General features: G+C 58.4%; 1 rRNA gene. It reads left to right on the plus strand.

The window, feature by feature from the left end:
* Positions 1–97 (plus strand): 16S ribosomal RNA (locus tag QSK00_RS30290); the annotation flags it as partial.
* Positions 98–668 lie beyond the last annotated feature (571 nt).

Genomic DNA, 668 nt, shown 5'->3' on the forward strand with positions numbered 1-668 from the left:
ACCCTTGTGGGGGGAGCGGTCGAAGGTGGGACTGGCGATTGGGACGAAGTCGTAACAAGGTAGCCGTACCGGAAGGTGCGGCTGGATCACCTCCTTTCTAAGGAGCACAACCTCGGACGTCGAGGCCTTCTCGGTGACGGTCATCCATCACGGGTGGCGGCTGGTGTTGGTTGTTCGGCGGAGGGCCATCGCGTCCCCGTCTGTGGGGTGGGTGGTTGCTTACTGGATTGAAGTGGAACTGAACATACGGATGCTGTGGTTCTTCGGTTCTTCATCGGAGAGCTGTGGCGGCGTCGGCACACTGTTGGGTCCTGAGGGGACGACGAACCCTCACATCTGCGCGATTGTTCTTCGGGATGGTCGGGTCTGGTGTGGGGGTTGTTGTGTTCTCTGGACAGTCACTGCTGGTCCCTGCGGTTGTGGGGGTGCTGGTGGTGGTCTGTGGGTTGGGTTGTCAAGTGGACAGTGGACGCGAGCATCTTTTTTTCCTGGTCGCCGCGACAATTCCTGGTCTGGGGCTTTCGGGTCCTGGGCGGTGGGAGTGTTGTGGTTGATCTTAGTTTGCTTGATGACTGTGTTGTGTTGATGTGCCGATGACTTTCCATGTAGGTGTGTGGTGGTTGTTGGTGTGTTGGTCAAGTTGTCAAGGGCGCACGGTGGATGCCTGG

The sequence above is a fragment of the Actinomycetospora sp. NBRC 106378 genome (assembly GCF_030269685.1).
GTDB lineage: Bacteria > Actinomycetota > Actinomycetes > Mycobacteriales > Pseudonocardiaceae > Actinomycetospora.